The following is a 24,966-nucleotide window of genomic DNA, read 5'->3' as shown; positions in this document are numbered from 1 at the left end:
TCAGGACAATTTTAACATTTTACTTTATCAGCATTTGGCTTAATTCTTCAACAGAACCGTTAAAAACATTCATATCTACCCGATGTTGAATTCCATCAACGCGGCCCCTGTCTGAATGCTGCCAGAATCTTAAATTCACATCGCCCGAAAGCTTCTTTAATTTAGGCCGGTAATAATGAGCTACCCACAATGGATATTCATCAAAATCCCCAGAAAGATAATCCTCATAAAACTTATAACCTGAATAAATAATAGGTTTTACACCTAACTCCCTTTCAATTTCATCCAAGTAAGCTTTTAGATTTGCCTGGAATTCCTGCCTTGATTTTGCACCACGTTCTTCAACATCCACAACAGGCAACAAATCTCCTTTTTTAAAATTAACGGTTTGCAAAAAAAATCTTGCTTGCCAGTAACCAGATTTTGATGGTTTGAAATAGTGATAAGCTCCGCGTATAATTCCTGCTTTGGCCGATTCTTTCCAGTTTCGCTGGAAATGCCTATCTGCTATAAATACTCCTTCTGATGCTTTTATAAATGAAAAATGAATTTTTATCCCATCATCTTCCATACGGGAAACATTTTCCCAGTTTATTTTACCCTGATACCAGCTTACATCAATACCATGGATCTGATAACCCTGTGGAATTCGGATAGTGTAAGAATCGTAATGGGGATAATCTTTGCTTGAGAATGGCTTAAAAAACCACTGATATGCAGCAACTGCTTTTGAATAAATAGTTCCGTAATAGAAAGGAATTAACAATAATAAAGGCAGTATAAGCAGCCAACGGGGAAACCGGATATTCCGTTTCTTTTTACTTCTGCTTTTTTTTCGGGATTCTACGGATTTCTTTTTCAGAAACAGCATATAAAACCTGCCGGAATTACCGGCAGGGATAATTTTAATTATTTACTTAATTCGGCAAAATATTTATGAAATAAAGGGATTGTCTCAATACCCTTATAGTAATTGGCAATATCATATTTTTCGTTTGGAGAGTGAAGATTATCACTATCAAGCCCAAAACCCATTAATACAGTTTTAATTCCCAGTTCCTTTTCAAATAAAGCTACAATTGGAATACTTCCACCGCCTCGGGTTGGAATTGGCTCTTTTCCAAATGAATCGAAAATAGCCTTTTGAGCAGCTTTGTAAGCAATACTGTCTGTAGGTGTTACAACAGGCTCCCCACCATGATGGGGCGTAACTGTAACTTTTACATTTTTGGGAGCAATTTTCTGAAAATGATCGGTAAATAGTTTTGTGATTTTCTCAGACTGCTGATTAGGAACCAAACGCATAGAAATTTTTGCATTGGCCTTTGATGGAAGTACAGTTTTGGCACCTTCTCCAATATACCCTCCCCAAATTCCATTTACTTCCAAAGTTGGGCGGGTTCCGGTACGCTCTAATGTTGTATATCCTTTTTCTCCCCACAATTCATCAACGCCGAGATCTTTTTTATATTCCTCTTCATCGTATGGAGCTTTATTCAGGTCTTCACGTTCCTGTTCGCTCAAAGCAAGTACATCATCATAAAATCCTGGAATTTGAATGTGATTATTTTCGTCATGCAAGGAGGCGATCAGTTTAGCCAGAATGGTTGCAGGGTTAGCAACCGCACCCCCATATACACCTGAGTGCAGGTCCCGGTTCGGACCGGTTACTTCAACTTCAATGTAAGACAAACCTCTCAGACCTGTTTCAAGGGAAGGGTGATCCAGACTGATCATAGAAGTATCTGAAATTAAAACCACATCTGATTTTAATCTTTCTTTGTTATCTTTTACAAAGATCCCAAGATTATTAGATCCCACTTCTTCTTCCCCTTCAATCATAAATTTGATATTGCAGGGCAGAGTATTCGTTCTCATCATCAGTTCAAATGCCTTAACATGCATATAGAACTGACCTTTATCATCGCATGCACCGCGGGCATAAATTTTTCCGTCGCGAACGGTTGGTTCGAAAGGCGGTGTTTTCCATAATTCCAATGGATCCGGCGGCTGAACATCGTAATGTCCGTAAACCAAAACTGTTGGCTTGTCAGGATCTATAATTTTTTCTCCGTAAATAATCGGATATCCGGCTGTCTGGCAAACTTCTACCTGATCAGCTCCGGCTTCTTTTAATTTATCAGCAACATAATCCGCTGTTTTTAATACGTCCTCTTTATATTTAGGATCAGCGCTTACTGAAGGGTAACGCAACAACTCAAATAATTCATCTAAGAAACGTTGCTGGTTATCACTTACATATTTTTTAATTTCTTGCATCGTAAAAGATTTAATAAGCAAATATATAAATCTTAAACTATGAGAAATTTACAATTCTTTTAAAAAGCCAATGGCTATGATAATTAGTCGAAGCTTGCTAATTCTTTACCTTCTTTACGTCCCTGAACCTGATCTGACTGAGACATTTCTGAAACCATTTTTTCTGTAGATACCGCAGATCCTTTCACTTCTGATTTTGGCGACTGGCCTTCGATCATGGTAAATCCTAATGAAGCAAATCCTAAAACAACTAATGCAATTATGGCTAATGTTAAATTTTTCATGTGTATTATATACGTTATAAATTAAATTTTAAATGATTATTGGATTGCGTTTTAAATCAATCGAAACTTCCTAAGGTTTTAGCAGATATCTTATTAGAATCACTTTTACTCTCCGGTTTAATAACTTCTTCTTTTTTACAAGAACTGATACTGATTACGGATAAGGCTACTAAGGATAAGATTAACTTTTTCATGTGCTTTATAATTCTTTTTAGATTTAATTAGTGAGTTTAAATTTCTGATCAAAATCAATCAAAACTGCCAAGTGTTTTTGCTGCTACTTTAGAAGTGTCGTTTTTAATTTCTGGCTTTGCTCCTTCTTCTTTTTTACAAGAACTAATACTGATTACGGATAAGGCTACTAAGGATAAGATTAACTTTTTCATGTGCTTTATAATTCTTTTTAGATTTAATTAGTGAGTTTAAATTTCTGATCAAAATCAATCAAAACTGCCAAGTGTTTTTGCTGCTACTTTAGAAGTGTCGTTTTTAATTTCTGGCTTTGCTCCTTCTTCTTTTTTACAAGAACTGATACTGATTACGGATAAGGCTACTAAGGATAGGATTAACTTTTTCATGTGTGAGTGTTTGATTATATAAGGGTTTAGAGTTTAAATCTTCAATGTTTATTTGGCTACTATTTTGTTTTACTATAACATATTTTAAATAATAAGTTAACCAAATATATAAATTTAAAATACTTCAAAGAAAAAATTTAAAATTTTAACTAACCAATATGTAAATATATATATTTGGTTAGTTATAATATGTCTATAAAGTTAACAGATAAGCAATACGAACTTCTCTCAGATGCAATAAAAAATCGCATTAGTGAGCTTACTGACCTCCTAAACCCCATATTAAGGGAGTTGAAAGAGCATGAGAATTTTCTTACAGAATACAACAAAAAAAAGTTAACCTCCTCCAAGTTAATTAGCTCATCTCAATCATTCGAGCTTCTCACCTGGTCCAAAAAAATTATAAAAGTTTTAGAAGACAATAATAAATCGATGTCGGCAAATGAAATTGTTGCAGAAATTGTTAACCGCATACCGGGTTTAGCAGAGGAAAGCAGTACACGTTCATCAGTTGCATCATTATTAAGCAGAAGAACCGGAAAATTATTCAGAAAATTAAATGGACGATTTGGATTGATAGACTGGCATACGAACCAATTTCAATAAAAGCATATCAATAAGAATACCTTCTTGATTAATATTAAATATATAAGCAAGTATGAAAAGTTCTAAACCAGTCATTCGACTGAAATAACCGAATATTTTTTTGCTTTATATTTTATTTTATATGTAAACTTACCTCTGAATGTTTACAAAATAACCCGATGAAATTTTTTCCATTATTAGCTCTACTCCTTTTAATAAATCTTTCTGCTTTTTCACAATCCTCTTTAGAATCACCGAATGATTCCGTTGAAGTAAATAAGCTAAATAAATTGGGTTATGATATTAGATTAACTGACGCCGAACAAGCTATAGTATATTCTGAAAGAGCCATGGAAATGGCAAAAAAAATTAATTATATAAATGGTATAGCAGAGGCTTACCGAGTAAAGGGTATTGGAAAGTATTATCACGATCAAAGTGAAAGTGCTATCGAGAATTATCTGGATGCACTAAGATATTTTAAGCAAAGTAATAATCAGGAGGGAATTGCTAAAGTCTACAATAACATAGGCAACTTATATTTAGACGTTGATTTTGATAAATCTTTAGAATACCTGCGTCAATCACAGCAAATAGCTGAAAAACTGCAAATCAGAGATTTATTAGCTGGTATTTATGGAAACTTGGGTAATATTCATCAGCGAAAAAAAAATTACAACCTCGCTTTAGCTAATTACGAAAAAAGCGTTGAACTTTTTACCAAACTCAATAACCCCACAGGTTTAACGCAAATTTTACAAAATATTGGTGTGGCCTATTTCAGTCTTAATAAATTTGAAAAAGCAGAAAGCTATTTATTACAGGCTGTTAAAAAAGCAAAAGAGAATGATTTAAATAATACAATTGCAAGAAGTAATATCACTCTGGCTTCTTTATATATAGCAAAAAACAAATTTGCAGAAGCTAAAAATTCAATTCTTGAGGGTATAACTTATTCTAAAATTGTGAAAGATCCCAGATTAGAATATGATTACTTATACATCTCATACAAATTAGAACATAAACAGAAAAATTATCAAAAAGCGTTAGATTATTTGCAGCAGGTTTATACGCAAGACAGTATTGTATATGCAAATAACGTGTCTACCAAAGTTGGCCTTCGTGAAAAGCAATACCGACAAGAGCAAAAGCAAAGGGAAAGCGAGTTAACCATCGCAAGGCAAAGGTATACACAAATACTATTTTGGGCGAGCACCATTGTAGCCTTACTAGCGTTTGGCGTTATTTTCTTGCTGATCCGAAACGTAAAGAGATCCACCAGAGATAATAAAAAACTAACCACCTTAAACGAAGAGGTTTCCAGGCAAAAAGAGGATCTGGATCGAATTAATCATAATCTCGAAGAGATAATTGATGTCAGGACGAAAGATCTTAAGATAAAAAATAAAAAGCTATCTGAATATTCCTCTCACCTCTCCCACCAGATCAGAGGACCGATTGCAACTTTAAAAGGCTTAATGATCCTTGAAAAAGACATGTTAATAGAACAGGAAGAATTTGTTGAACAGCTTAATAAATGCATTCACAATATTGATGATAAAATCATACATATCAACAAAACATTGAATGATGACAGCATCCCAAGTTTAGTAAAAGCCGATTAAAATCCCGCAAAAGACACACAAACGCAAAAAGATACAAGCTTTTCCACAACCTTGCCTTTATTCTATTCCTGTTTTTTAATTTAGCAGAATTAAAAAACAGGAGCAGAATTTTGAATTACTTACAAGGATTAAATCCTTCACAACAGGCGGCCGTTAAACAAACTGCAGGACCAGTGATGATTGTAGCAGGTGCGGGTTCAGGTAAAACACGGGTCATTACGTGCAGGGTAGCATATTTAATTGAAAAAGGAGTCGACCCTTTTAATATATTAGTATTAACCTTTACCAATAAAGCGGCTAAAGAAATGCGGGAACGTATTATGAAAGCCGTGGGACCCGAGGCCAAAAACCTGTGGATGGGGACTTTCCACTCCGTTTTTGCTAAAATCTTAAGAATAGAAGCAACCAAAATCGGATATCCCAGCAATTTTACTATTTATGATACGGATGACAGCAAAAGCCTGATCAGGGCTATACTTAAAGAACAGCAGTTGGACGATAAGCTTTATAATGCAAATTTTGTTTATAACCGAATATCCAACGCCAAGAATAATCTCATCTCTCCTGCAGAATATTTAAAGAATGAACACATTCAGGCAGAAGACAATTCGACCGGCAGAGGAAAATTAGGAGAACTTTATCAGATTTATGCGCAGCGCTGTTTTAAAGCTGGAGCCATGGATTTTGATGATCTCCTTTTCAAAACCAACGTTCTTTTAAGAGAGCATGCTGATGTATTATATAAATACCAGAACAAGTTTAAATTTTTAATGGTAGATGAGTATCAGGATACTAACTTTTCCCAATACTTAATTGTTAAAAGGCTGGCTGCAATTAATGAAAATATTTGCGTTGTGGGCGATGATGCTCAGAGTATCTATGCTTTCAGGGGAGCAAACATTCAAAATATTTTAAATTTTGAAAAAGATTATCCTGATTTAAAGGTTTTCAAACTTGAGCAAAACTACCGTTCGACGCAAAACATCGTTAATGTTGCCAATAGTATTATCGCAAATAATAAAAATCAGCTTAAGAAAAATGTATTCTCCGAGAATGAAACAGGGGATAAAATTAAAGTTGCCAGAGCATTTAGCGATAATGAAGAAGGCAAAATTGTTGCCGAAGCCATTGTTCAACAAAGAGCAACCAGTGGTTGCGCTTACCATGACTTTGCCATATTATACCGCACAAATGCACAATCCAGATCTATGGAAGAAGCTTTGCGTAAACTTAATGTACCTTACAAAATCTACGGAGGTCTCTCATTTTATCAGCGCAAAGAAATAAAAGATCTGATAGCCTATTTCAGGCTAACCTTTAATCCCAATGACGAAGAAGCAATAAAAAGGGTAATTAATTACCCGCGACGTGGAATTGGAGATACCACCATGGATAGAATTATGATTGCCGCAGATCAGCATAATTTAACTATCTGGGATATTATCTGCGAAGCTGACAAATATCTCGATGCCAGAAGTGCGACCTCGGTAGGAAATTTTGCAACGCTAATCCAGAGTTTCCAGGTGATGGCCAAACAACATTCTGCCTACGACACGGCATTGCACATTGCACAGCATTCAACCTTATTAAAAGATTTATATGCAGATAAATCTGTAGAGGGACTAAGCCGGTATGAAAATATCCAGGAATTGTTAAACGGTATCAAAGAATTTAGTGAACGTGAGGACATTGAAGATCGCGGACTGGATATATTTATGCAGGACGTTGCTTTGCTCACAAATGATGATAATGACAAAAATCCAAATGCAGATACGGTTTCATTAATGACCATTCACGCCGCAAAGGGATTAGAATTCGACAATGTTTTTGTGGTGGGATTAGAAGAAAACTTGTTCCCTTCTCAGATGTCATTAAATTCCCGCACGGATCTGGAGGAGGAACGGCGTTTATTTTATGTAGCCACCACACGGGCCGGAAAAAAATTACACCTTTCCTACGCTACTTCAAGATATCGCTGGGGAACTTTAACAAGCTGCGAACCAAGCAGATTTCTGGAGGAAATTGATGCTAAATATCTCGAACTTGATTACAAACCGCAGCAAAAACCTACCGGGAATCCATTTTTTGATGATGAACGATCTGCATGGCAACAGAAAGAAACATTTTCAAAACCTAAACCAGCTGCCGCAATTCCTAAAACAACTTCCATATTGCCTAAGGCACATGTTCCGAGTGAAGGCTTTGCTCCTTCTGACACCTCTGGATTACAGGTAGGAATGGAAGTAGAACATGAGCGCTTCGGCTACGGAAAAGTACTTAATCTGGAAGGCAGCAAACCAGATTTAAAAGCAACTATCTTTTTTAAAGATCTGGGACAGAAGCAGCTTCTCTTAAAGTTTGCAAAGCTCAGAGTTATTCATTCATAAAAATTTTAATTGATCAGTTAGATGATTTTAGCTGATCAATTTTATAATTCAGAACGCTGTATTTCGTTAAGCTATTGAAGTCTCATGAATTTTATTGATGTTCTGTTAATTGTAATTATTTTGCTTTCAGCCTTTTCGGGTTGGAGAAGAGGTTTTATTTTCTCTTTTACAGAATTGGTAAGCTGGATAGGAAGTATTATGATCGGATTTTTAATCTATCCGAATATCACCTCGTTTTTGTCTAAAATTATCTCTGATACTAATTTCTGGACAATTCCCCTGGCATTTTTAATATCCATCATTTTAGCCAGAGGCTTATTATCACTTATTTTAAACAGCCTCTTAAAACAGTTTCCTGAAGATATTCACCATCGTTTTTCAAATAAACTATTAGGTGTTATACCCGGATTTATAAACGGGATACTATTTGCGGCCTTGCTGGCGATCATATTATCAGGCATTCCATTGGGTAACAGTTTTTCTGAACAAGCACAGGAGAGTTCTATAGCTTATAAATTTACATCTCAAACCAAATGGATTGAAAACAAGGTACGTCCAGTTTTTAGCGAAATAATGAACAATCCCGGAAGTATGATCACCATACATCCTGAAACCAATAAACTGATTAAACTGCCCTTTAAAGCCAGTAAAACTTCAATCAGGCCTGACCTCGAAAAACAAATGCTTGAATTAATTAATCGGGAAAGATCAGAAAGAAATTTAGGACCTCTAAAGGCTGACCCTGAATTAAGAGAAGTTGCCAGAAGTCATTCCCGTGATATGTTTAGCCGGGGATATTTCTCCCATTACAGTATTGAAGGAAAAGATCCGTTTGACAGGATAAAAAAAGCAGAAATTATTTTTCTGACTGCAGGAGAAAATCTTGCTCTTTCTCCAAATCTTAAAACTGCTCATAATGGATTAATGGAATCGCCCGGCCACAAAGCAAATATTCTCCATCCTGGTTTTGGACGTGTGGGTATAGGAATTCTGGATGGCGGAAGCTATGGGATTATGGTTACTCAAAACTTTAGAAACTGAATGAAGATAGTTTTAGCCTTATTTTCAACAGAATTTTTGCTGTCTCGCAATTTCCTTTATATTTACAAAATAAAGGAGTAAAAACAACATTACTTAATTAATTCTGCACTGCTGTTCAAGCAGTTTTCTCTCTGAAAATAAGCCTGGAATTGATAATCAAGTTTCCTTATCATTACAAAACACATTAGGAACCCGGTTCCTTTATTAATAGATATTTTCCCCATTCGGCTGTTAGCATTAAAAATTAGACTGCAGGCCGATATAATTTACACAAATGACATTTGATTATAATACCACGCGAAGAAAACTAATTCTTGCCGAATACGGCAGGAACGTTCAGAATATGGTTAAATATATTGTGGAGCTTCCTACTAAAGAGGAACGCAACCGGTATGCGCAGGTTGTGATAGACCTGATGGGCTTCTTAAATCCACACCTTCGGGATGTAGCTGATTTTAAGCATAAGCTCTGGGATCATCTGCATATCATCTCTGATTTTAAAATTGATGTTGATTCGCCCTATCCCAAACCATCCGAAGACGCAATTAAATATAAACCTGCGCCTCTTCCTTATCCGCAGCAGCGAATCAGGTATAAGCATTATGGCAAAACCGTAGAGCTTATGATCAGTAAAGCCAAAGCAATTGAAGAGCCCGAGCGAAAACAACTTATGGTGCAGTCTATTGCCAATTTCATGAAAATGGCTTATGTAACCTGGAATAAAGACACGGTTTCTGATGATACGATTATCAAAGATCTGCGGGAAATGTCTAACGGAGAACTTCAGCTTGAAGAAAATGTAAATTTAAATCGTGTGGAATACAGGGCACCAAACCCGGTTAACCGCCAGCGAAATAATCCGGGTAATAAAAACCGGCAGAATACAAACCGCAATACTCCGGGCAGTAACCGGCAGCGGAATACAAATCCGGGCGGTAAACGTTATTAAAGAGGAAAGGTATTGATCAAGCTCAGACCTGCTGTAAAAGATGACATTGAATTGCTAACCAACCTTGGCCGAACAACCTTCATGGAATCATTTTCTCACCTTAATAATCCCATACATTTTCAAAAGTATTTGGATGAGAATCACGTGCAGAAAGTTATTGAAGCTGAATTCAACAATGAAAAAAATTATTTTTTCATTGCTGAATATGACAATGAACCCGCTGGTTTTTTCAAGATCGTATTCGACGAACATGAAGATCAGCCGTTATTAAAAGACAAAAAATGTCTGGAACTTGAACGGATTTATATCCTGAATAAATTTCAGGGTTTAAAAATAAGCAGTGAAATAATAGATAAAACATTTAAAATCGCTGCTGATCATCAATTTGAATTAGTTTGGTTAGGTGTTTGGGAGAATAATATAAAAGCAATTACAATTTATAAAAAGTGGGGTTTCGAAATATTCGGAAGCCATATTTTTAATTTAGGAGGAGATTTGCAAACAGACCTTCTGATGAGAAAAAATGTAAACCCGCATAAAAATTAAATATTTAAATTTTATTAAATAGATGAACGCATTTGAAATCATTGGCGGAAAACCTTTAAAAGGAGAAATAATCCCGCAAGGAGCAAAAAACGAAGCATTGCAGATTATTGCTGCTGTTCTTTTGACAAAAGAAAAAATGACCATAAGCAATGTACCAGACATTGCCGATGTAAATAAATTGATTGAACTGGTTGGAGACCTGGGTGTTATTGTTGAAAGAATTTCTAAAGACACATATACTTTTGAAGCCCGTGATATCAATCTGGATTTTTTCCGTTCTGATACATTTAAATCCAAAGGTGGAAGTTTAAGAGGTTCTATCATGATAGTTGGTCCTTTACTGGCACGGTTTGGTAAAGCCGCAATTCCAAAGCCGGGAGGCGATAAAATTGGCCGACGCAGATTAGACACCCATTTTTTAGGTTTCGAAAAACTGGGAGCCCGCTTTGATTACGATCAAAAAACTAATTTTTTCAATGTTGACGCAAGCGATTTAAAGGGTGCATACATTCTTTTAGATGAGGCATCAGTTACCGGAACGGCAAATGTCGTTATGGCGGCGGTTTTAGCTAAAGGAAAAACCACGCTTTACAATGCAGCCTGCGAGCCATATTTACAGCAATTGTGCAAAATGCTTAACCGCATGGGCGCAAAAATTACAGGCATCGGTTCCAACCTGTTACATATTGAAGGTGTAACAGAGCTTGGCGGAACTGAACATCGTATGCTGCCTGATATGATCGAAATTGGTTCTTTTATTGGTTTAGCTGCCATGACCGAATCTGAAATCACCATTAAAGACGTGCATTTTCAGGAGCTGGGAATGATTCCTGATGTGTTCAGAAAATTAGGAATTCAGTTTGAACTTCGCGGAGATGATATTTACATTCCTTCTCAAAAACATTATGAAGTAGATACTTTTATTGATGGATCTATAATGACGCTTTCTGATGCGCCATGGCCCGGCTTTACTCCAGACTTACTTAGTATTATGCTGGTGGTAGCAACACAGGCAAAAGGAAATGTATTAATTCATCAGAAAATGTTCGAAAGCAGACTATTTTTTGTGGATAAACTGATAGACATGGGTGCACAAATTATTTTATGCGATCCGCATCGTGCAACCGTTATCGGCCTGGATAAAAAAGTTAAATTAAGAGGTATACAAATGACTTCCCCGGACATCAGAGCGGGAGTATCACTGCTAATTGCTGCTCTTTCTGCACAGGGAGAATCAGTGATTCACAATATTGAGCAAATTGAACGCGGTTATCAGGATATCGATATTCGCCTGCGTGCTTTGGGAGCAGATATTCGCCGGATTACAGCGGTTTCTCCTTCTCATTAATTCTTTAAAACTAAAAGTTATTTCAGCCCTGCAATTCGCAGGGCTTTTTTTATGTAGATTTAATTAAAAAAAATCTATATGTCGTTTTACAGACGAAACAAGAAAAATATCAGGCTTATTATCTTTTTCACCCTTGTAAAAGTCACCCTTCATTTTATTGCGAATAATAACTACGGTTTTCACCGGGATGAATTACTATATAAAGCTCTCGGGGAACATGTGGACTGGGGCTTTAAGGAAGTTCCTCCTTTTGTTGCAGGCTTATCCTGGATAACAACACACCTTTTTGGCGACAGCTTATTTGCAACGCGATTATTTTCTACCTTGTTTGGTGCAGCAATTGTATTTTTAACAGGTTTAATTGTTTTAAATCTGGGTGGAAAACGTTTGGCAATAATCATTGCCTGCACAGCAGTAATTGTGTCTCCCTCTTTTTTAGCATCTCAATATTTATTTCAACCGGTAGTTTTTGACCAGTTTTTCTGGACTTTGACAGCCTATTTTTTTATACGATATATACGTACCCGCGAAGCTGTTAATATTTATTATTCAGGTATTTCAATTGGGTTTGGAATGCTTAATAAATACTCAATGGCATTTTTCGCACTTGCGCTAATTGTTGCCTTGATGATCTCAGCGCAAAGAAAATTATTAGTTAACAGGGCCTGGTTGATAGGCGCATTAATTGCTTTCCTGATTTTTCTTCCCAACCTTTTATGGCAAATAAATAACGGCCTGCCCGTTTTCAGACACATGAAAGAATTGAGAGGAACTCAGCTGAATTATATTAGTCCAGTTGACTTCGGTCTTCAACAGCTGCTGATTCATGCCAGTGTATTATTTATCTGGCTGCCCGGCCTGGTTTACCTTTTCCTATCCAGAACTAACAGGCAATATCGGTTTTTAGGAATAGCCTTCTTTCTGACGCTCATTATGCTGATTGTGTTAAAAGGTAAAGTATATTACAGTTTCGGCGCTTATCCCATGTTGTTTGCAGCTGGGGGAATTGCTTTTTATAAATTGATGAAAAACCTAAAGCCCGTTTTAAATTATACAATCCTGGCGTTTATATTTATTCCATCATTCCTATTTTTACCTATAGTGATTCCCATACTCCCTTTAGCAAATACTTTAAAATTTTTTAAATTCAGCGCCGAAAAATTAAACCTGAAATTCGCCTTAAAATGGGAAGATCAGAAAGAACATGCAACAACGCAGGATTACGCCGATATGCTGGGATGGAATGAAATTGCCGAAAATGTAACTAAAGCTTACAAAACAATTCCTGCTGATGATAAAGATTCATCCACAATCTTTGCTAATAATTACGGTCAGGCCGGAGCCATTGATCATTACCGGAAAAAATATCAGTTGCCGGCGGCTGTCTGTTTAAGCAGCAGTTACGCTTTATGGTCTCCTGCAAGTTTTCCGGTTAAACATATTGTGTATGTTGATGATGAATATCCCGACACATTAGGCACCTTTTACAAATCTGTAGTTAAAATTGGAGAAGTAGAAAATCAGTTTGCCCGTGAAAAAGGAACTGCAATTTATCTATTATCGTATCCGGTTAAAGATATAATGCCGATATATCAGGCTCAGCGAAAGTTGATGTTTGATTAATGGGCACCTTGAAAATCTCTTAAACCGTATTTTACGTAATTTAGCATCAACCAAACCTGCTGCAAGCCGGGTCAACTAAACCTCAAACTGTTAAACTATTCTATTATAAATGATCTAAGAATGATAAAAACATATTTATACATCTTCCTGCTGATTTTAATAAGTAGTCAAAGCTGCATTTCTAATTCTAAGGAATCTACCACTTCCTCCAAGCCGGTGGATCATAAAATCTGGAACGAATTATTAAAAATGCATGTTTCTTCTAATGGAAATGTAAACTACAAGGGATTTAAAAAGGACCGAAATAAACTCGATTCGTATTTAAAATTATTAAGCAGTGCCAATGTTTCCGGTCAATCTAAAAATGAGCGGTTGGCATACTGGATCAATGCATACAATGCATTTACAATTGATCTGATAATTTCTAATTATCCTGTTAAGTCTATTAAAGACATCCGCAACGCCAAATCTCTTGTAGCAAAAGCTACTGGAGACAGTCAGGTTTGGGTAGAAAAACTTCGTTATCCATTTAATGGAGAAGAATTATCATTACATTCTATTGAAAGCAAAAAATTATTAAAAGATCTTTTTGATCCGCGAATTCATTTTGCAATCAATTGCGCTTCTTATTCTTGTCCCCGATTATGGAATCAGGCTTTTACGGCAGCGAATGTGCAGCAGGCGATGGATAATATGGCAGTTGACTTTATAAATGATCCACGCAAAAATAAGCTGAGTGCTAAAAATGTTCAGCTTTCTGAAATATTTAAATGGTATAAAAATGATTTCACACGTACAGGGTCATTAATTGATTTCATCAATAAATTTTCAAAAACGAAAATAAGTAGGGATGCTGAAATCAATTACATACCTTATAACTGGAATCTGAATGAATAAAAACCAATTATTGCAAACTGGTATTTCCTCAGGATCTAAAGCTTAAATCAAAAAATGCACATTGTAATTATAGGAAACGGGATTACGGGAATCACCTGCGCCAGGAACATTCGCAAAGCTGATCCGGAAGCCGAAATTTCTGTAATCTCTTCAGAGAGCGAGCATTTTTTTTCCCGCACTGCGCTGATGTATATTTATATGGGTCATATGAAGTATGAACATACAAAGCCCTATGAAGATTGGTTTTGGAAGAAAAACAGAATCAAACTCATCAGAGGACATGTGCGTTACATTGGTACAGAATTTAAAACTCTTTCGCTGGTAGATGGCAGCATGATTCACTACAGCAAACTGATTATAGCCACGGGCTCAAAACCCAATAAATTTGGCTGGCCAGGTCAGGATCTTAAAGGAGTTCAGGGATTATATTCTTTACAGGATCTGGAATCCATGAACGTTCATACTTCCGGAATTGAACACGCAGTAGTTGTGGGAGGTGGATTAATTGGCATTGAAATGGCCGAAATGTTACTGAGCAGAAATATTCAAGTTACTTTTCTGGTTCGTGAAAAAGCGTACTGGGATAATGTTCTACCTGCGGAAGAAGCCAGCCTGATTAGTCGCCATATACAAAAACACCATATTAATTTATTAGTAGAAACGGAGCTTAAGGAAATAATTTCTGATGAAAATGGCAGAGTAAAAAGCATTATTACAAGCCGGGGCGAAGAAATCAATTGTCAGTTTGTAGGACTTACTGCCGGTGTTAATCCCAATATTGATTTTTTAAAGGATAGCGGTATACAAACAAATAAAGGAATTCTGGTGAATGAATTTTTAGAAACCAATATCCAGAATGTGTTTGCGGCAGGAGATTGCGCTGAATTTAGAAATCCAAAACCAAATCATCCGGCTGTAGAACAATTATGGTATACCGGTAAATTACAGGCAGAAGCCCTCTCAAAAACAATATCAGGAAAAAGAACCGTTTATGAACGAGGAATCTGGTTTAACTCTGCCAAGTTTTTGGATATCGAATACCAGACATACGGATTGATATTTTCAAAACTCAATCAGGATGAGGCTAGCTTTTACTGGGAACATCCAAACGGTCAAATAGCATTTCGTGCGACTTATAAAAAAGCAAGCCGTGAGTTAATCGGCTTTAATTTTTTAGGGCTCAGATTCAGGCAAAATGTTGCGGAGAGATGGATTAATAGTAAAATATCTGTTGACCAGGCTATCAGGAATTTGAAAGAAGGCTGGTTTGATGCAGAATTTTCCAAACCTCATTACATTGAAATTCTGGATGCTTTTTCGGCTTGTACCGATTTTAAAAAAGTAAATTAAAGTTGAACTGATTAGAATGAAAGCAGAAGACTCTTTATCTATAGCCGCACCATCAGAAAGCCATCCTTTACAAAAAGCAGGAACTACGCTGGTAGCTTTAGCTATATTATCGGCATTTATAGCTGCATTCGGCGCCGGGATACAATATCCGGTTTTGTTCTTCTGGCTTATTATATCTCTCTCCGTTTCCGGAGGAATTTTGTATTCAATTCCTGTTTATAAATCCTTAGCGGGGATCAAAAACAATGGAGTTATGTTTGCCAAATCTACCAGTCGCGGGGCTATCGCATGGGGAATTGCTATACTTTTTACCGGCTTTTATATTATACTTTACTGGTTCCCGTCTTTGTTAGAAGGTCTGATTCGGATAATGGATCCGCTTAGTTACGTTTTACGGGGGATTAAGGCTGATCACTGGTTTTTATACGGAACCTTTTACAGTCTTGCCATATTGATAATGGGAATAAAATTTATCGGTAAATACAGGCACAGCCGATATCATGTTATCCGTACATTTTCAGTCATGTTTTTTCAGCTGGGTTTTGCTTTCCTGATTCCGGCATTTCTAATTAAATTAAATCAGCCTGAATTTTACTTCTCTTATTTCTGGCCCTTAAAGTATTCTTATTTATTTCCTAATGATGTACAAAGCCTCATTTCTTCAGGCAACGTGGGATTCTTTATGGTTTTCTGGGGAGCGGTGATGACTTTCATAGCAACACCCATATTAACCTATAATTATGGCAAAAGATGGTATTGCTCCTGGGTTTGCGGTTGCGGAGGTTTAGCAGAAACTTTAGGAGATCCGTATCGTCATCTGTCTGATAAATCATTAAAAGCATGGAAAATAGAACGCTGGATGGTATACTCGGTTTTAGTTTTTGTAACTGTAACCACCCTGCTCCTCTGGTTAAATTCCTGGAAAGGGGGCGCTATCCTCGGTGACTTATCAGGCAGTTTTGCCAAATGGTATGGTTTCCTCATCGGCTCCGTATTTTCGGGTGTTATTGGAACAGGATTTTATCCCCTTATGGGCGGAAGAGTTTGGTGCCGTTTCGGTTGCCCGATGGCTGCCATATTGGGAATCTTTCAGCGTTTCAAATCCAAATTCAGAATTACTACCAATGGCGGACAATGTATTTCCTGCGGAAATTGTTCTACTTATTGCGAAATGGGAATTGATGTCCGGGCTTATGCCCAAAAAGGCGAAAACGTAATCCGGGCCTCCTGTGTAGGCTGTGGAATTTGCGCTTCAGTTTGCCCGAGGGGCGTATTAAAACTAGAGAATCTTGCCGAAGAGGGACGTTTTGATCCGTATATTCGCCCCGAAGACAAATAAATAATTTCATTCAGGAGATGAAATTTTTCGCAAATAACTTTCATGCATAATTTTAAAGTTTTCGCAATAATCCCTGCTTTTAATGAAAGTAAATCCATTGGAAAAGTAATCTACGATATTCCCCAACACCTTATTACCGAGATTATTGTGGTGAATAATGGCTCAACAGACGATACCGCACAGGTTGCTGAGGATGCCGGCGCAACCGTTTTAACTGAACCCCGGAAAGGATATGGCTACGCCTGTTTAAAAGGTATTAATTATTTAAATTCAACAGCAGCGGATAATGATGTTATTATTTTTCTGGATGGTGATTATTCTGATTTTCCGAAAGAAATGGAATTGCTTCTTAAGCCCGTAAAAGAGCAAAATTATCAACTGGTTATAGGATCACGTGCAAATCGCGAGGCCGGTTCTATGATGCCGCAGCAAATTTTCGGGAACTGGCTTGCAACCCGGCTGATCAAACTTTTTTACGGAATACATTTCTCAGATCTCGGACCATTTCGGGCAATTACCTGGAGAGCACTACAACAGATTGATATGCAGGACAAAACTTTTGGCTGGACAGTTGAAATGCAGGTTAAGGCAGCAAAGCATAAGTTGAAATGTACAGAAGTTAAAGTCAGTTATCGTAAAAGAATTGGTGTAAGCAAAGTTTCGGGCACAATTAAAGGAACAATACTTGCAGGTTATAAAATTCTGTTTACCATTTTTAAAAATTTATAATGCATTGATAGTGTTTTAAGTATGTGGGAGATTAGCATTGTTATTTTATATTCAATTTCAGTTTTTTTTGTCATTCTGTTTAGTGTTGGACAACTGGCATTGCTATATAAATTTTTTAAAAATCGGCATAAAAAACAGCCGAAGTTAAAAAGGCAGTTTCTCCCGCTTTTAACTGTGCAGCTACCTTTATACAATGAAAAATTTGTTATCGAACGCTTATTGGATGCAGTTTCAAAACTTAATTATCCTAAAGAAAAATTAGAAATTCAGGTTTTGGATGATTCTACAGATGAATCTGTTTTAATTTGCAGCAATAAAATTAAGCAGTTACAAAAATCAGGTTTCAACATCCGGCATATTAAAAGAGCAAATCGAATAGGCTTTAAAGCCGGAGCTTTACAGGAAGGATTGCTGATTGCCAAAGGCGACTTCCTTGCGATTTTTGACGCTGATTTTATTCCTGAACCTGATTTCTTACTCAAAGCACTACCCTATTTCAGCACGCCGAATATCGGGCTTGTTCAAACACGTTGGGGACATATTAACGGAAATCAGTCCTGGCTAACACGTGCTCAGGAACTGGGCTTAAACGGGCATTTTATCATTGACCAGGAAGGGCGTAATAAATCTAACCTCTTCATTAATTTTAACGGAACAGCGGGCATATGGCGTAAATCCTGCATTGTTGATGCGGGAGGCTGGCAATATGACACACTTACAGAAGATCTGGACTTAAGTTACCGTGCTCAAATGAAAGGATGGAAACTTTGCTATTGTCCTCATATAGTTACACCGGCTGAGCTCCCATTTTTATTAAATGGAGTAAAAACTCAGCAATTCCGGTGGATTAAAGGTGGTATTGAAACCTCTAAAAAAATTATTACCGACCTCTGGAAATCAGAGGTATCTTTAAGCGTAAAGATTTTCGGCTCCTTTCACCTGCTTAGTAACTATGTATATCTGTTTATATTAATGAGCAGTGTTTTGAGTGTTCCGGCTATGTTTGTGAAAAACCTCGATCCCGATTTCGACTTATTTTTTAAACTGAATGCAATCTTCTTTTCTGTATTTATTATAAATTTCAGTTATTGTTTAACAACCATCTGGACAGAAAAAAATACGTTGAGGGAAGCTTTGAGAGAAATAGTTCAGGTGTTCCCTATTGCTATTTTAGTTTCTCTGGGATTATCATATCATAATACCACGGCCATATTTCAGGGCGTTATCGGGAAGAAAACATCATTTATCCGCACGCCTAAATTCAGTATTGATACGGGGAAAAATGCGTTGATCAGCAATCAATATCTCAGTAAAAAAAGCATATTTAAAGAACTCCCGGAGATCATTTTATTTATCTATTTTCTCTTTGCTGTTTTTGCCGGAATCTATTTTATGGATTTTGGTTTCCTGCCTTATCATTTGATCATGTTATCCGGATTCGGGCTGATTTTATATTATGCTTTCAGTCAATCCAAATTAAAAACGGAATAAAAAAGCCCGGAATCGTTTTCACGAAACCAGGCTTAATAAATTTATAAATTTTTTATTCTGAAATAGCACTGATAACATCACATTGCGTGATGATCTGAATCTGGCCATTTTCATCTTCAACCAAAACCGCTGAATTTTCACGGTTAATCAATCCTGAGATTTTTTCAATGGACGTATTGATATCAACAAAAGGAAAAGAAGCGGTCATTATATCTTTAACGCTGCTCGATTTTAATGAAGGATTCTCAATCAAAGCATGAAGAATATCATTTTCTGTGATCTTGCCCACAAACATTCCCTGCTGAGTAACCGGCATTTGAGAAATATTAAGGCTTCTGATGGTGTTTACTGCTTCCAAAACAGATTTCTCACAGTCAATGGTTACAATTTCATGGCTCTCTCTTTTAGATAAGATAGAACCTGCCGTAAGTTTTTCATCCTTTAAAAAACCACGCTCACGCAACCAATCATCATTATACATTTTCCCCATGTAACGCGATCCGTGATCATGAAAAATAATTACCACAACGTCATCTTCTTTCAATTCATTTTTAAGCTGCAGTAATCCGGCGACAGCTGAACCTGCTGAATTTCCGGCGAATATGCCTTCTTTTCTAGCAATTTCTCTGGTCATCAGTGCTGCATCTTTATCAGTAACCTTTTCAAAACGGTCAATAACATCAAAGTTTACGTTCTGAGGTAAGAAATCCTCTCCTATACCTTCGGTTATGTATGGATAGATCTCATTTTTATCCATTACACCGGTTTCTTTATATTTTTTAAAAACCGAACCGTAAGTATCAATTCCCCAAACTTTAATGTTCGGATTTTTCTCTTTCAGATATTTTCCTGCTCCGGAAATTGTTCCTCCGGTACCCACACCTACCACCAAATGCGTTATTTTACCTTCTGTCTGCTCCCATATTTCCGGACCGGTTTGTTCGTAGTGCGCCTGTGAATTAGATAAATTATCATACTGATTGGGTTTCCATGAATTTTTCACTTCTTTCTCCAATCGGCTGGAAACTGAATAATAAGAACGTGGATCTTCAGGTTCTACATTGGTGGGACAAACAATAACTTCGGCGCCGAAAGCACGCAAAGCATCTACTTTCTCTTTTGACTGCTTATCAGTAGTAGTGAAAATACATTTATATCCTCTAACCACAGCTGCAATGGCCAGTCCCATACCAGTATTTCCTGAAGTTCCTTCGATAATTGTTCCACCCGGTTTAAGTAAACCGGCTTTTTCCGCATCGTCAATCATTTTGATCGCCATACGATCTTTAATAGAATTACCGGGATTTGTTGTTTCAATTTTAGCCAGAACAGTAGCTTTTACATCCTTTGTAATTTTGTTTAGCTTAACCAGGGGCGTATTGCCAATGGTTTCTAAAATATTATTATACCACATTTTTTTAAGATTTAAGATGTGAGATGTGAGATATAGAAATTGAAATCCAAGGGCTCCAATCTCATATTACAAATCTCCTATCTATTTTAGAATTTCAAATGTTTAACGGTTAAACCGTGATTAATAAGTTGCTTTAATGAATCTATTCCAACTTTTAAATGCGTTTCTACATACACTTCAGTTACTTTAGAATCACTCTCAGCAGTTTTTACGCCTTCCGGAATCATCGGCTGATCTGAAACAAGCAATAATGCACCTGTAGGAATTTTATTAGCAAATCCCGTAGTGAAAATAGTTGCTGTTTCCATGTCTACCGCCATGGCTCGCAAACTTTTTAAATATTTTTTAAAGCTTTTATCATGCTCCCATACCCTTCTGTTGGTGGTATAAACCGTTCCAGTCCAATAATCTCTTGAAAGATCGCGAATGGTGGTTGAAATCGCCTTTTGCAAAGCAAATGCAGGAAGCGCCGGAACCTCAGGCGGAAAATAATCATTGGAAGTTCCCTCCCCCCTGATCGCCGCAATAGGCAAAATTAAATCGCCAATATTATTTTTCTTTTTTAAACCTCCGCATTTACCTAAAAACAAAACGGCTTTAGGATGAATAGCGGTTAATAAATCCATCATGGTAGCCGCCATTGGGCTTCCCATTCCAAAATTAATTAAGGTAATTCCATCCGCAGAGACACTTTGCATAGGTTTATCTAAGCCAATGATAGGCGCATTATCATGCCATTCAGAAAAGAGTTTTAAGTATCCTGAAAAATTGGTCAGCAGAATAAAGCCGGTAAAGTCTTTCAAAGGACGCCCGGTATATCGCGGAAGCCAGTTTTCTACAATATCTTCTTTTTTCTTTAACCCTTTTTTAACGGGAGAATTTACCTCTTTAATCTTTTTAGAGATTTTCTCAATTTCAGGATCTTGTTTTACCTCTTTTTCTTCATTCATATTTATTCATTTAGGTTAATAAGCAAATCCTGTATGAACTTGCCTGCAAAATATTTAATTATACAAAAAACCCCGGTATTTCCGGGGCTCTTTTTATGCTACTTTTAATTTTTTGAGATCGGATTTTTCAAATTTATTCATTGCATAATCGAGCGTTATGAAAAGCTCCTTGCCATTTTTTTCTGAAGGAGATTCATACATCGCGTCAATCATGATGGCTTCACAGATGGATCTTAATCCTCTGGCTCCAAGCATAAATTCCATTGCCTTATCTACAATAAAGTTTAATACTTCTTCATCAAATTCAAGCTTTACATTTTCGTATTCAAAAAGCTTTTTATATTGCTTGATTAACGAGTTTTTAGGCTCTTTTAAAATGCTCAGTAACGTTTCGCGATCCAATGGATTTAAGTGCGTAATTACCGGCAAACGTCCGATAAGTTCAGGAATCAATCCGAAGGATTTTAAATCCTGAGGAGTAATGTATTTATAGAGATTATCCATATCTATATCCTCATCTTCCTTATCAACTTTATATCCAACGGTCTGGGTGCGCAAACGATTGGCAATTTTTTTCTCAATCCCATCAAAAGCTCCTCCGGCAATAAATAAAATATTGCTGGTATTAACCGCAATCATTTTCTGATCAGGATGCTTACGCCCACCCTGAGGCGGAACATTTACCATTGTACCTTCCAGAATTTTCAGCAAAGCCTGCTGAACACCTTCTCCGGATACGTCACGCGTTATGGAAGGATTGTCACTTTTGCGGGCAATTTTGTCAACCTCATCAATGTACACAATACCTCTTTCTGCAGCAGCAACATCATAATCCGCAGCCTGTAATAAACGGGTTAAAATACTTTCCACATCTTCTCCCACATATCCGGCTTCGGTAAGAACCGTTGCATCACAAATACAGAAAGGAACATTTAATATTTTGGAGATGGTTTTGGCTAATAATGTTTTACCTGTACCTGTTTCTCCAACCATGATGATATTGGACTTTTCAATTTCCACTTCATCCTTCTCAACTTTCTGGTTAAGTCTTTTGTAGTGATTGTAAACAGATACAGATAATATTTTCTTCGCCTGATCCTGACCAATAACGTACTGATCCAGGTGAGATTTAATCTCCATCGGTTTCAGTAAAGTTACTGCAGTAGTCGACTTAGTTTTACGAACATTCAGCTCTTCGGCCAGAATCTGATTAGCCTGGGTTACACATTTGTCGCAAATGTGAGCGTCCAGACCGGCAATCAGCATAAGTGTATCCTGCTTGCCCGAACCGCAAAATGAACATTTAATCTCTTTATTACTTTTACTCATTATTTTTTATCTGCAGTACTCCCAAGCACCTCATCAATCATACCAAATTCCTTTGCTTCTGTAGAGATCATCCAGTAATCGCGGTCCGAAGCTTTTTCCACCCACTCATACGACTGTCCCGAATGCTTGGAAATAATATCGTATAATTCCTTTTTAATCTTAAGCATTTCACGAAGATTAATCTCCATATCTGATGCTACTCCCTGAGCACCTCCGGAAGGCTGGTGAATCATCACACGAGAGTGCGGTAAAGCTGCTCTTTTTCCTTTAGTACCTGCACATAGTAAAACTGCAGCCATAGAAGCCGCCATACCAGTACAGATAGTCGCTACATCCGGAGTGATGTATTGCATGGTATCATAAATACCTAATCCGGCATAAACCGAACCTCCGGGAGAATTAATGTAAATCTGGATATCGCGTTTATTATCTGTTGACTGCAGAAATAATAACTGAGCCTGTATAATGTTTGCAATTCCCTCATGAACAGCATCGCCTAAAAAGATAATGCGATCCATCATTAATCTGGAAAAAACATCCATTTGAGCAACGTTTAACTGACGTTCCTCAATTATATATGGTGTCATAGAGGTTGGCATTGCACTTTCTACTCTGCCAATAAAACTATCTACATGCTGGCTGCCAATACGGTGATGTTTGACAGCATATTTACGGAATTCGTTTTTATCAATATTCATATTTCTGCGTGGAGCATGGCGCAAGCGCCTGTTTAATTAATATAAAATTTAAAATGTTTTAAAACTTAAATCTTGCAAGCCAATTTAACTAATTCCTGAAAAGATTTCTGAACTTAAATGTCAAATTATTAAAATCTTTTTGCTCAGGCTATACTCCTCTCCCGCTATGCTTAAGCCAATTCGTTAAATCTATTGTAAGCTATTTCTTTGTTATCTAATGTTACTACAGTTTTCAGATGATCAAATACTTTTTGTGCCTTCACTTCTTCGAAAATACGATTAGCATTTTCCTTGTCCTGAAGAAACTGAACAGTGTATTGCCCTAATTGTTCTTCTGATACCGGCTGAGGACTATACATTTTGAATTGGGCTTCCAGCCGTTTTTTAGCAGTCTGGAAAACTTCTTCATATTTTATTTCAATGCTGTTGTCTTTTATAATCTTGTTTTCTATCAGCGTCCATCTCAGGTTACGGGCAAAATCCTCATATCCGTTTTCTAATTCTTCTGCAGATATTTTTTCATTGGTAGCCTTTAACCAACGTTTCAAAAACTCGTCAGGTAAATCCATATTCACTTTATCTAAGCTGAATTTGAACAAATCATTCTGAAGTTTTTGTTCTGAATTCTGAACCATCATTGATTCTAATTCTTCAGTAATCTTCGCTCTGAATTCCTCTTCAGATTTAACGATATCTGCCCCAAATAATTTATCGTAGAACTCCTGATTTAAATCTCCTTCTTCTAAACGATTTATATTTTCTACCGTTAACTGGAATTGTGATTTAAGTTCTGCGGCATCTTCCTCAGAAATACCTAATACTTTGGCTACCTGAACGGCATCATTGTTAAATGCTTTCTGAATATCAAAAGTTACCACGTCTCCTTTTTTCAAACCAATTAACGATTTGTTAATAGTTTCGTCATTAATCAGATCCAGTCTTACCGATCCTTTATTGCTAATGCCATCTTCAAAAACAGAACCATCTGCAGAAAGCTGTTTTAATTCAGAATAAATAACATCATTTTCTGCCGATACGTCCGGGTTAGACATTTTGCCATAACTTTTTCGCAGGTTTGTAATACGGGATGCCAGTGTTTCTTCATCCACTTTAATGGTATATTGATCAATCTTATCTTTATCAGAGAAATCCAAAGTAAACTCCGGAGCCAGACCTAATTCATAAATAAACTCAAACTCGTCATTATAATCCCAGTTGAATTCTTTACTATCATCAAGTCTGGGTAATGGCTGACCTAAAACCTCAAGTTTATTTTCTTTAATATAATTAGTTAAAGAATCATTCAGCATATTATTAATCTCATCCACTAAAATGCTTTTACCATACATTCTCTTGATATGAGCAGGAGGAACCATTCCCGGGCGAAAGCCTGGAAGTTTTGCTTTCTTAGCCTGATCTTTAATCGCTTTTTCAACTCGAGCTTTGTAGTCTTCAGGGTTTATTTTTACAGTTACCACCGAATTCAGGTTGTCAATTTTGTCCTGTGTGATGTTCATCTTTTG

24 protein-coding genes are annotated in these 24,966 nt (G+C 36.7%); 13 read left to right on the top strand and 11 right to left on the bottom strand.

Translation table 11 applies throughout. The features are described 5' to 3' along the window. Nucleotides 1-19: 19 nt before the first annotated feature. The 6 genes from G521_RS0114630 to G521_RS18180 all read right to left on the bottom strand — a co-directional run bounded on the left by G521_RS0114630 (nucleotide 20) and on the right by G521_RS18180 (nucleotide 3,142). Nucleotides 20-871: a glycoside hydrolase family 25 protein gene (locus G521_RS0114630; RefSeq protein WP_026899187.1), complete on the bottom strand. Its 852-nt coding sequence runs from the start codon at nucleotides 869-871 to the stop codon at nucleotides 20-22. Between the two features lie 38 nt (nucleotides 872-909). After that, nucleotides 910-2,280 (bottom strand): dipeptidase, encoded by a 1,371-nt coding sequence (locus G521_RS0114625; protein WP_026899186.1) that lies wholly within the window; start codon nucleotides 2,278-2,280, stop codon nucleotides 910-912. An 83-nt stretch (nucleotides 2,281-2,363) separates the two neighbouring features. Beyond that, nucleotides 2,364-2,564: a hypothetical protein gene (locus G521_RS0114620; RefSeq protein WP_026899185.1), complete on the bottom strand. Its 201-nt coding sequence runs from the start codon at nucleotides 2,562-2,564 to the stop codon at nucleotides 2,364-2,366. A 56-nt stretch (nucleotides 2,565-2,620) separates the two neighbouring features. Next, nucleotides 2,621-2,758 (bottom strand): hypothetical protein, encoded by a 138-nt coding sequence (locus tag G521_RS18190; protein ID WP_155975817.1) that lies wholly within the window; start codon nucleotides 2,756-2,758, stop codon nucleotides 2,621-2,623. A gap of 54 nt (nucleotides 2,759-2,812) precedes the next feature. Then, the gene (locus G521_RS18185) at nucleotides 2,813-2,950 is read right to left on the bottom strand and encodes a hypothetical protein (protein ID WP_155975815.1); all 138 of its coding nucleotides are present in this window, start codon (nucleotides 2,948-2,950) and stop codon (nucleotides 2,813-2,815) included. 54 nt (nucleotides 2,951-3,004) lie between these two features. Then, complete coding sequence (locus G521_RS18180; RefSeq protein WP_155975815.1) at nucleotides 3,005-3,142, bottom strand: hypothetical protein; 138 nt, start codon at nucleotides 3,140-3,142, stop codon at nucleotides 3,005-3,007. 189 nt (nucleotides 3,143-3,331) lie between these two features. Here G521_RS18180 and G521_RS0114600 point away from each other — a divergent pair, with 189 nt between their 5' ends. The 13 genes from G521_RS0114600 to G521_RS0114535 all read left to right on the top strand — a co-directional run bounded on the left by G521_RS0114600 (nucleotide 3,332) and on the right by G521_RS0114535 (nucleotide 19,052). Beyond that, a complete protein-coding gene (locus tag G521_RS0114600) occupies nucleotides 3,332-3,748 on the top strand; it encodes a hypothetical protein (RefSeq protein ID WP_026899184.1) in 417 nt (138 codons plus the stop codon). Nucleotides 3,749-3,906: 158 nt separating this feature from the next. Next, nucleotides 3,907-5,352 carry a tetratricopeptide repeat protein gene (locus tag G521_RS0114595; protein WP_026899183.1) on the top strand — a complete coding sequence of 482 codons (1,446 nt, stop codon included), beginning with the start codon at nucleotides 3,907-3,909 and terminating at the stop codon, nucleotides 5,350-5,352. Between the two features lie 110 nt (nucleotides 5,353-5,462). Further along, entirely contained in the window at nucleotides 5,463-7,739 is a 2,277-nt protein-coding gene (locus G521_RS0114590; RefSeq protein ID WP_026899182.1) for an ATP-dependent helicase, read from the top strand. 84 nt (nucleotides 7,740-7,823) lie between these two features. Further along, complete coding sequence (locus G521_RS0114585; RefSeq protein ID WP_026899181.1) at nucleotides 7,824-8,780, top strand: CvpA family protein; 957 nt, start codon at nucleotides 7,824-7,826, stop codon at nucleotides 8,778-8,780. Nucleotides 8,781-9,054: 274 nt separating this feature from the next. Continuing rightward, nucleotides 9,055-9,729 carry a DUF4290 domain-containing protein gene (locus G521_RS0114575; RefSeq protein WP_026899180.1) on the top strand — a complete coding sequence of 225 codons (675 nt, stop codon included), beginning with the start codon at nucleotides 9,055-9,057 and terminating at the stop codon, nucleotides 9,727-9,729. A gap of 12 nt (nucleotides 9,730-9,741) precedes the next feature. Then, on the top strand, nucleotides 9,742-10,275 hold the full coding sequence (locus G521_RS0114570) for a GNAT family N-acetyltransferase (RefSeq protein ID WP_026899179.1): 534 nt from the start codon (nucleotides 9,742-9,744) through the stop codon (nucleotides 10,273-10,275). Between the two features lie 22 nt (nucleotides 10,276-10,297). Further along, the gene (gene murA, locus G521_RS0114565) at nucleotides 10,298-11,623 is read left to right on the top strand and encodes a UDP-N-acetylglucosamine 1-carboxyvinyltransferase (RefSeq protein ID WP_026899178.1); all 1,326 of its coding nucleotides are present in this window, start codon (nucleotides 10,298-10,300) and stop codon (nucleotides 11,621-11,623) included. 78 nt (nucleotides 11,624-11,701) lie between these two features. Then, nucleotides 11,702-13,246 carry a glycosyltransferase family 39 protein gene (locus tag G521_RS0114560; protein ID WP_026899177.1) on the top strand — a complete coding sequence of 515 codons (1,545 nt, stop codon included), beginning with the start codon at nucleotides 11,702-11,704 and terminating at the stop codon, nucleotides 13,244-13,246. A 120-nt stretch (nucleotides 13,247-13,366) separates the two neighbouring features. Next, a complete protein-coding gene (locus G521_RS0114555) occupies nucleotides 13,367-14,143 on the top strand; it encodes a DUF547 domain-containing protein (protein ID WP_026899176.1) in 777 nt (258 codons plus the stop codon). Nucleotides 14,144-14,197: 54 nt separating this feature from the next. Beyond that, the gene (locus G521_RS17410; protein WP_036679453.1) at nucleotides 14,198-15,493 is read left to right on the top strand and encodes an NAD(P)/FAD-dependent oxidoreductase; all 1,296 of its coding nucleotides are present in this window, start codon (nucleotides 14,198-14,200) and stop codon (nucleotides 15,491-15,493) included. 16 nt (nucleotides 15,494-15,509) lie between these two features. Next, on the top strand, nucleotides 15,510-16,832 hold the full coding sequence (locus G521_RS17405) for a 4Fe-4S binding protein (protein ID WP_036679450.1): 1,323 nt from the start codon (nucleotides 15,510-15,512) through the stop codon (nucleotides 16,830-16,832). A 42-nt stretch (nucleotides 16,833-16,874) separates the two neighbouring features. Further along, on the top strand, nucleotides 16,875-17,561 hold the full coding sequence (locus G521_RS0114540) for a glycosyltransferase family 2 protein (RefSeq protein ID WP_026899175.1): 687 nt from the start codon (nucleotides 16,875-16,877) through the stop codon (nucleotides 17,559-17,561). A 174-nt stretch (nucleotides 17,562-17,735) separates the two neighbouring features. Further along, on the top strand, nucleotides 17,736-19,052 hold the full coding sequence (locus G521_RS0114535) for a cellulose synthase family protein (RefSeq protein WP_245580880.1): 1,317 nt from the start codon (nucleotides 17,736-17,738) through the stop codon (nucleotides 19,050-19,052). 52 nt (nucleotides 19,053-19,104) lie between these two features. On the opposite strand, the gene G521_RS0114530 is transcribed toward G521_RS0114535, so the two are convergent. The 5 genes from G521_RS0114530 to tig all read right to left on the bottom strand — a co-directional run bounded on the left by G521_RS0114530 (nucleotide 19,105) and on the right by tig (nucleotide 24,960). Next, on the bottom strand, nucleotides 19,105-20,466 hold the full coding sequence (locus G521_RS0114530; protein WP_026899173.1) for a pyridoxal-phosphate dependent enzyme: 1,362 nt from the start codon (nucleotides 20,464-20,466) through the stop codon (nucleotides 19,105-19,107). 86 nt (nucleotides 20,467-20,552) lie between these two features. Continuing rightward, nucleotides 20,553-21,416 (bottom strand): AMP nucleosidase, encoded by an 864-nt coding sequence (locus G521_RS0114525; protein ID WP_026899172.1) that lies wholly within the window; start codon nucleotides 21,414-21,416, stop codon nucleotides 20,553-20,555. Nucleotides 21,417-21,509: 93 nt separating this feature from the next. Beyond that, entirely contained in the window at nucleotides 21,510-22,745 is a 1,236-nt protein-coding gene (gene clpX, locus G521_RS0114520) for an ATP-dependent Clp protease ATP-binding subunit ClpX (RefSeq protein WP_026899171.1), read from the bottom strand. Continuing rightward, a complete protein-coding gene (locus tag G521_RS0114515; RefSeq protein WP_026899170.1) occupies nucleotides 22,745-23,443 on the bottom strand; it encodes an ATP-dependent Clp protease proteolytic subunit in 699 nt (232 codons plus the stop codon). Before G521_RS0114515 ends, clpX begins: the two co-directional genes overlap by 1 nt. A gap of 170 nt (nucleotides 23,444-23,613) precedes the next feature. After that, complete coding sequence (tig, locus tag G521_RS0114510) at nucleotides 23,614-24,960, bottom strand: trigger factor (RefSeq protein ID WP_026899169.1); 1,347 nt, start codon at nucleotides 24,958-24,960, stop codon at nucleotides 23,614-23,616. Nucleotides 24,961-24,966: the final 6 nt, after the last annotated feature.

The sequence above is a fragment of the Daejeonella oryzae DSM 19973 genome (assembly GCF_000422945.1).
Classification (GTDB): Bacteria; Bacteroidota; Bacteroidia; order Sphingobacteriales; family Sphingobacteriaceae; genus Daejeonella; species Daejeonella oryzae.
This window is presented reverse-complemented; position numbering and strand designations above follow the sequence as displayed.

Coding starts and splice junctions, on each gene's coding strand:
- clpX (WP_026899171.1), bottom strand. CDS start 22,745: ATGAGTAAAAGTAATAAAGAGATTAAATGTTCATTTTGCGGTTCGGGC.
- G521_RS17410 (WP_036679453.1), top strand. CDS start 14,198: ATGCACATTGTAATTATAGGAAACGGGATTACGGGAATCACCTGCGCC.
- G521_RS18180 (WP_155975815.1), bottom strand. CDS start 3,142: ATGAAAAAGTTAATCCTATCCTTAGTAGCCTTATCCGTAATCAGTATC.
- G521_RS0114540 (WP_026899175.1), top strand. CDS start 16,875: ATGCATAATTTTAAAGTTTTCGCAATAATCCCTGCTTTTAATGAAAGT.
- G521_RS0114625 (WP_026899186.1), bottom strand. CDS start 2,280: ATGCAAGAAATTAAAAAATATGTAAGTGATAACCAGCAACGTTTCTTA.
- G521_RS0114525 (WP_026899172.1), bottom strand. CDS start 21,416: ATGAATGAAGAAAAAGAGGTAAAACAAGATCCTGAAATTGAGAAAATC.
- murA (WP_026899178.1), top strand. CDS start 10,298: ATGAACGCATTTGAAATCATTGGCGGAAAACCTTTAAAAGGAGAAATA.
- G521_RS0114515 (WP_026899170.1), bottom strand. CDS start 23,443: ATGAATATTGATAAAAACGAATTCCGTAAATATGCTGTCAAACATCAC.
- G521_RS0114555 (WP_026899176.1), top strand. CDS start 13,367: ATGATAAAAACATATTTATACATCTTCCTGCTGATTTTAATAAGTAGT.
- G521_RS0114530 (WP_026899173.1), bottom strand. CDS start 20,466: ATGTGGTATAATAATATTTTAGAAACCATTGGCAATACGCCCCTGGTT.
- G521_RS0114560 (WP_026899177.1), top strand. CDS start 11,702: ATGTCGTTTTACAGACGAAACAAGAAAAATATCAGGCTTATTATCTTT.
- G521_RS0114630 (WP_026899187.1), bottom strand. CDS start 871: ATGCTGTTTCTGAAAAAGAAATCCGTAGAATCCCGAAAAAAAAGCAGA.
- G521_RS18185 (WP_155975815.1), bottom strand. CDS start 2,950: ATGAAAAAGTTAATCTTATCCTTAGTAGCCTTATCCGTAATCAGTATT.
- G521_RS18190 (WP_155975817.1), bottom strand. CDS start 2,758: ATGAAAAAGTTAATCTTATCCTTAGTAGCCTTATCCGTAATCAGTATC.
- G521_RS0114600 (WP_026899184.1), top strand. CDS start 3,332: ATGTCTATAAAGTTAACAGATAAGCAATACGAACTTCTCTCAGATGCA.
- tig (WP_026899169.1), bottom strand. CDS start 24,960: ATGAACATCACACAGGACAAAATTGACAACCTGAATTCGGTGGTAACT.
- G521_RS0114585 (WP_026899181.1), top strand. CDS start 7,824: ATGAATTTTATTGATGTTCTGTTAATTGTAATTATTTTGCTTTCAGCC.
- G521_RS0114620 (WP_026899185.1), bottom strand. CDS start 2,564: ATGAAAAATTTAACATTAGCCATAATTGCATTAGTTGTTTTAGGATTT.
- G521_RS0114575 (WP_026899180.1), top strand. CDS start 9,055: ATGACATTTGATTATAATACCACGCGAAGAAAACTAATTCTTGCCGAA.
- G521_RS17405 (WP_036679450.1), top strand. CDS start 15,510: ATGAAAGCAGAAGACTCTTTATCTATAGCCGCACCATCAGAAAGCCAT.
- G521_RS0114595 (WP_026899183.1), top strand. CDS start 3,907: ATGAAATTTTTTCCATTATTAGCTCTACTCCTTTTAATAAATCTTTCT.